A 6,042-nucleotide genomic window follows, 5' to 3' on the forward strand; every position below is an offset into this window, starting at 1 on the left:
TTTCAAGCAAAAAATAATGAAAAAAATTTTTTTCTCGATTTTTTGATCATTTTCTACACTCGATGTTCGTCAAACCTGCTTGGAATTGTGACCAATTCATGAACCCAAGTCGTATTTCATGAATTGCTCTCAAACATTTCAACAGTTTTAAACAGCTCATTTTCTAATGGCGATCTTACTCACTTTGAAATCCGAACAAAAAAGAAACAGCAGGTGAGACCCACTATTTCTTCTAAAATTATTTTTTTGTGACTCGGAGTTGCTTCGTCGTCTTCCCGTACTTATTTTGTGAAGTGACAGTGATGACCGTTCCCGCTTTTTGTTTTTGGACTTTCCAATCGAAATGTCCTTTTGCGTCTGTTTTTTTTGTGTATGTCTTTTTTCCAAGCTTCAGAGTAACAGTGGCACCTTTTTCAGTCGTTCCACTGACATGCGTCGATTTAACATTCATCGCTTTTAAACTGACGCTCGGTAACAGATGACTCGATTTGACTTGGAATTGATAACGTCCTGTATAGTAGTCCGCATCATTGATCTGTAGATAATACGTTCCTTTTGGAAATGACCATGTATTCAAGTAGCGTCCCGGTGTCTTAGATTTACCTGATAGCCACTCACTGTCGATCGTCTTCCCTTGCTGATCAATCCAATTGATTCTCATGGAAGTCAGATACGAGGATAACTCGAGTGTAATTTGACTCTTTTTGGGGACGATGATTTTATAGAAGTCATTCTGATCCGACCAATGTAGGAAACCGGTCATTCTCTTATAAAACGAAATCGCTTCAGCTTCGACGACACCATCGTTCGGTTCGTGCTCTGTATTATTCGCAGCCTTAAAAGAAGCTTGAATGTCATAGATACCTGTATAGTTACTACTATAGGAACGATCCATATAGAGATAGTAAGTACCAGCAGCTAAATCGAATGAGTTCACCCATCTGCCCGGCGTCTTTTCTGAACTACTTACAACTTCCCTATCTATTTCTACTCCATCTTGATTCTTTAGCGAAATAATTGACTGTTGATTGATATAGGTTGCGATATCAAATGTAACCGTACCGTCCTTTAGAACTTTGATGCTATAGACATCACGATCGTCTTGTTCGGAAAGCAACCCACGTACTTTTTGATTGAACGGTAAAACTTGAGCCTCGCTCGTTCCATTATTCGGCTCAATATCTTGGCCTGCCGCCTTCTTAAATGTCGTTTCTACCTTATAATCGCTTGGCATACTACTATCATTCTCTACGATAAAACGATAGGTGCCTGCCTCTAAATAGTAGTAATCGTATTCTCTTGCAGGTGTCTTTCCATCACTATCTAACGAATGATTCATGATCGTCTCATTGTATTCATCGATTAACTTAAAATCAGCATCTGGTCCAAATGAAGTAAAATCGAACGTTAATTTTCCAGCGTCCTCTAAAGTCACACTATATTCGTTCGTTCCATTCCCTGCTACTATCCCTTTCAATGCACCATTCAACTGTAACATTTCTTCTGCAGATACCAATGTACTTGACGGTCCGCAACCAAAGAGTACCGTACTCGCTAACAACATGGTCGCTGTCCACTTCCACACATTTTTCATGATTTCATTCCTCTCTTGTAAAGATTTCGACTTTAAGTATAACGAACACTTTAATTCAAACACCTTCAAATCACCTAAATAATGGTAACGTGTTTTTGATTTTCTGTTTAATTCAAAAAAAAGAAAGCCACGCGGGCTTTCTTTTTAAAGTCGACTTACTAGTGTTCGCCCGAGTACAGCGTTCTGCTCCGACGCGTTGACTACTTTCCACTAGCTTCTTTCTTATAAAGCTCACGGCAAAACATACATCGACTTTTCTAGTGCTTCAAGAAACGGACGCTCGGCAAAGGCATGGCTTCGTTCTGCTGTGACGACGATCGTCTCCTTGTCGCGCTTAAAACGGACCGGTAGTCCTTCCGCGATCCAGTCGAGCTGGGCTTGCATCTTTTGGCGGATGCTGCCACCCTTGCGTTCTGCTTCCAGGAACTGACGTATGTACTGCAAGACATAGCCGAATCCGAACTCGATCGGAATCCGGAGTTCCGTTCCCCGTTGACGAATCCGGATCAGTCCCGCCCCGTAATGGACGGCCCGTTCCCACTCTTCGTTCTGTCGTTGATTCCATCCGGGATATAAGACGTGTGCCTCAAGCGCTCCTTTGGGACCGCTCGGTTGAACTGCGAAATAATCGATTTGCATGTCGCCTCGTCCTTTCGTCTAGCAAAATAGGGATGACACCATGACTGGTCTCATCCCTATTGACAGGTCGCACTTAGCGTTTGTTCGAAAATTCTTTTCCCGGGCGTCCAATTGCTTCATAGGAGACGCCTGCTGGGGCATCGACATACTGCCAACAGTTCCGTCCGTCAATCAAGCGTGGCGTCTGCATGACGCGGGTCAACAGTTCCGGTGCCATCGTCTTCATCTCCGGCCACTCCGTCATGATGACGGCGACGTCCGCTCCGCGTAACGCTTCTTCAAGCGTCGGTTTCTGGTCAAGCAACGTCCGCGCCGCCGGATCATAGCCGACGACGATGACACCAAGTTGCTCGAGCCGTTCCGCGAGGCGTAAGGCCGGTGCGTCCCGTAAGTCGTCCGTGCCCGGCTTAAAGGCAAGACCGAGTAGCGCGACACGCATTCCCCGCTCCGGTCGGATCTTCGCGAGGACGTAATCGAGCTGGGCTTCGTTCGTCCGGTCAGCTGCTTCGATGACGTGCAGCGTCGTCTCGTGCGTTCGCGCAAGCGTCGTCAATGCGGCGATGTCTTTCGGGAAACAAGATCCGCCGTAGCCGGCACCCGCTCGCAAGAAGGCAGAACCGATCCGAGGATCAAGTCCGATCCCGTGGGCGACTTCCGTCACGTCGGCACCGACTGCGTCCGCAAGGCGAGCAATCTCGTTAATGAAACTGATTTTGACGGCGAGGAAACTGTTCGCCGCATACTTCGTCAACTCCGCTGTCGTCGGATCAACGACGACGACCGGGGCTGTCGTTTGAAATAACTGTTCGACCGTTTTTGCAAAGGCGGCATCCGTCGTTCCAATGATCAGACGGCTCGGCTGACGGTTGTCTGCGAGTGCCGTTCCTTCACGCAGGAACTCCGGCACCATCGCAAAGCGTAACGTCGGGTGCTCGTCTTGCAGGCGTGCTGTCGTTCCCGGCGGCACCGTCGACTTGACGATGACACTGGCTCCCGGGCGTGTTTCTTCGATTAAGCGCGCGACGGCTTCGACAGCCGATAAATCACAGCTACCGTCTGCCCGTTCCGGAGTCCCGACGGCGATCAAGTACAAGTCGGACGCCGGATAGTCCGTCGTGAACGTCAAGCGTTCGCGATTGAGGCGGAGCGCGTCTTCGATTCCTTCTTCGGTGATCGGTGCGATCCCTTGCGCTAACCGTTCCATCCGTTCTGCATTCAAGTCGACACACGTCACCTCATGTCCGTTTTCTGCGAGTCCGATCGCGGTGACGAGTCCGACATATCCTGTCCCAATCACTGTTGCTTGCATCTCCATCACGTCCTTGTCCATTTTTCTCTGTCTTCACTATACGGGAGGAAAGCCGATTTGTGCATCGAAAAAGCTTTCCGAATACGCTATACTGAGTACGGAATGGAGGAATGCATGTGGCGATCATCATTTTTAGCCTCATTTGTCTCTTCGCGTATCGGATCCGTAAGCTTCCAGAAGTCCTGCGGTCGATTTTACTCGTCCTTGGTTTAATCAGTGGATGGTTCGCGTTATTTGAGATCATTGGATATATCGAAGCCAATCCGTACTTGGCGGCCATCCCGATCGCACTCGGGCTCGGCTATTGGTACTGGAAACGTAAACAACGTTCCGTCAAAAAGACGCCTTCGGATCAGTGAAGGCGTCTTTTCCTCTTACATACGAAAGCGCACGCGGGAGTTGTCCCTACGTGCGCTTTGCTTTTAGGATTGTTGTTTACGCTCCATCGACGCGATCTGTTCCTCAATATCGAGTAACTTCAATTCGTGTTCGAGCTCGAGGCGACGTTTCTTCCGTTTTAAGCGGGCGAGTTCTGCTTCCATTGACGCTTTCGAGGCTTCCGGTGTTGCCGTCGTCTCACTTGATTGCATCGTCGCTTGGAGCGGATCAAAGACGTTTGACTTCGCGAACTGGGCTGCTTCCGGTCCGAACATATCTTGGATGATTGGGAGAATCTTGTTCAATGCCGTTCCCGGAATCTGTGATTTCTCATCGACTAACCGTTTCAACGCCAATTCATCGACACGATAGCCTTTGCCGTCCTGCTCCGCGTGCAATTCCCCTGTCCGAATCCAGCGCCGGACCGTCTCTTCCGATACCCGTAACAATTCACTGATCTGTTTTGTCGTCAACATCGAATCCCTCTTTCCTGTGATTTGATACTACTATTATGCGCATATGTGTGCGTGTGTGTCAATCGACACACATTGCTCCATAAAAAAGAACGCCTCCACTCAGGAGACGTTCCTTTTAAGCCTTATCGTTTTCGAACGAGCAACCATACTCCGACGACGGCACTCATGCCACCGACGATCGCGAATGGAAACGGCTTGTCTTCCCCTGCTTGCGGTAGACGTTCCGCTGTAACGCTTGGAGTCGACGTAGTGTCCGCTTTTGCTGCGACCGGTGCTGTCGATTTGACCGGACTAACGACTTTCGTCGGTGTTTCCTTGACCGGTTTCGCCGGTGGCGCCAGTTCGACGGCAACCATCGTTCCGCCACCATCGCGTGTTAGATCAAGGACGGCGTCGACCGATTGACGCTTCAAGTGTTTTAAGAGGTGTGCTTGAGCATCTTTCGCCTCACTCATGTCCTCTTCAAACGCAATGTAATCGAGGTGATGCATCGCTTTGACTGTATAACCGGCAGGCGCTTTGACTTTTAAGATGTACGTGCCGACCGGGAAGCTGTCTCCGCCCGCAAAAGCGTGATCATCTCCTTCGTCTTCAATCGTCCATGCCGTTTCACCCGTGACCGTATCCAGTAACGTGTACGTCATCGGGACGGTCTCTTCTTTTTCCTGCGGCTGTTGGTCCCCATTCGCATCGACGAAGTTTGTCAGTGTCAAGAAGTGCGACGGCTCCGTCATCTCGTCCCCTTCCGTCATACCAGCATCGATGACCCGGACGTCCCCTGCTTGGATCGTTACGTTCGTTGTTCCGAACGTGTTGACATCTGAATCCTGATGCGGCTTCGTGAACGTATACAAGCCGATGTCATAGCCATCGACCTTGACTTGATACGTCCCTGGCGTCACCTGTTCAAATATGTAGTTCCCTTGTTCCGTGATCGCCATGTCCGTGACGTCGCCACGTGGCGTGATCAAGAAGACACTGACGTCATCAAGAAGGGCTTCTGTCTCTTGGCGAATCCCGTCTTCGTTTGCGTCATACCAGACCGTTCCCGTAATTTGCCCCTTCGTCGCTTGGACGTTCGTCGCCGGAGCCGGTTTTGTTTCTATGACTGGCTTTTCCTTCGTCGGCGTCGTCGGTTTTGGTTTACTTGGTGTGACCGTTTGTGTATCCGGTTTGACGTCTGGTTTAACTTCCGATTCTGTGACCGGTTCTTCCGGTGTCGCAGGATCATCCGTTACCGGCTCCTCCGCGTCGACTTTCGGAAACTCAAGGAGGATCGATTGCTGTGTCGTTGGTTCCGTAACGACGATCCGTGGGGCCGTCTCTGCTGTGAACGTCACAGTCGGATGCGCAGCGATGTCGATGCCGCTTCCCGTCAAACCGTCTGAGAACGAGAGTGGTGTCTCACTCGTCACATCGACGCTGCCTTCTCCCGTGAAGGTCAACGTATACGGTCCTGTCCCGCTTGCTGTCACGTCCCATTTCGATTCAGCTTGGACCGGAGCGATACCCGTTCCACTCCACATCAGGAGTAACAAAAAGATGATGATTTTTTTCATGGTGTCTCATTCAGCTCCGTTTCTATAAGAAAAACATATCTAAATTTTAAACAACAACGTAAAATTAAACCAGATAATTTTGTTTGA

The 6,042-nt window shown here is 49.3% G+C and carries 6 protein-coding genes; 1 reads left to right on the forward strand and 5 read right to left on the reverse strand.

What is annotated here, in order from left to right; genetic code table 11:
• Positions 1-238: 238 nt before the first annotated feature.
• From F8N00_RS15550 to F8N00_RS15560, 3 genes are all read right to left on the reverse strand, one after another.
• Positions 239-1,594 (reverse strand): Ig-like domain-containing protein, encoded by a 1,356-nt coding sequence (locus tag F8N00_RS15550; RefSeq protein ID WP_421018530.1) that lies wholly within the window; start codon positions 1,592-1,594, stop codon positions 239-241.
• A 231-nt stretch (positions 1,595-1,825) separates the two neighbouring features.
• Complete coding sequence (locus F8N00_RS15555) at positions 1,826-2,233, reverse strand: hypothetical protein (protein WP_421018531.1); 408 nt, start codon at positions 2,231-2,233, stop codon at positions 1,826-1,828.
• A gap of 73 nt (positions 2,234-2,306) precedes the next feature.
• Positions 2,307-3,542 carry a UDP-glucose dehydrogenase family protein gene (locus F8N00_RS15560; protein ID WP_421018532.1) on the reverse strand — a complete coding sequence of 412 codons (1,236 nt, stop codon included), beginning with the start codon at positions 3,540-3,542 and terminating at the stop codon, positions 2,307-2,309.
• A 110-nt stretch (positions 3,543-3,652) separates the two neighbouring features.
• On the opposite strand from F8N00_RS15560, the gene F8N00_RS15565 reads away from it, so the two are divergent.
• A complete protein-coding gene (locus F8N00_RS15565) occupies positions 3,653-3,901 on the forward strand; it encodes a hypothetical protein (RefSeq protein WP_041255214.1) in 249 nt (82 codons plus the stop codon).
• 63 nt (positions 3,902-3,964) lie between these two features.
• Here the strand turns inward: F8N00_RS15565 and F8N00_RS15570 are convergent, their stop codons facing one another.
• Entirely contained in the window at positions 3,965-4,396 is a 432-nt protein-coding gene (locus tag F8N00_RS15570; RefSeq protein ID WP_023469473.1) for a helix-turn-helix domain-containing protein, read from the reverse strand.
• A 122-nt stretch (positions 4,397-4,518) separates the two neighbouring features.
• Positions 4,519-5,955, reverse strand: coding sequence for an SdrD B-like domain-containing protein (locus tag F8N00_RS15575; protein ID WP_336449142.1), 1,437 nt, complete (start codon positions 5,953-5,955; stop codon positions 4,519-4,521).
• Positions 5,956-6,042 lie beyond the last annotated feature (87 nt).

Origin of the sequence: Exiguobacterium sp. A1_3_1 (assembly GCF_048985645.1) — a bacterium.
Taxonomy (GTDB): Bacteria; Bacillota; Bacilli; order Exiguobacteriales; family Exiguobacteriaceae; genus Exiguobacterium_A; species Exiguobacterium_A indicum.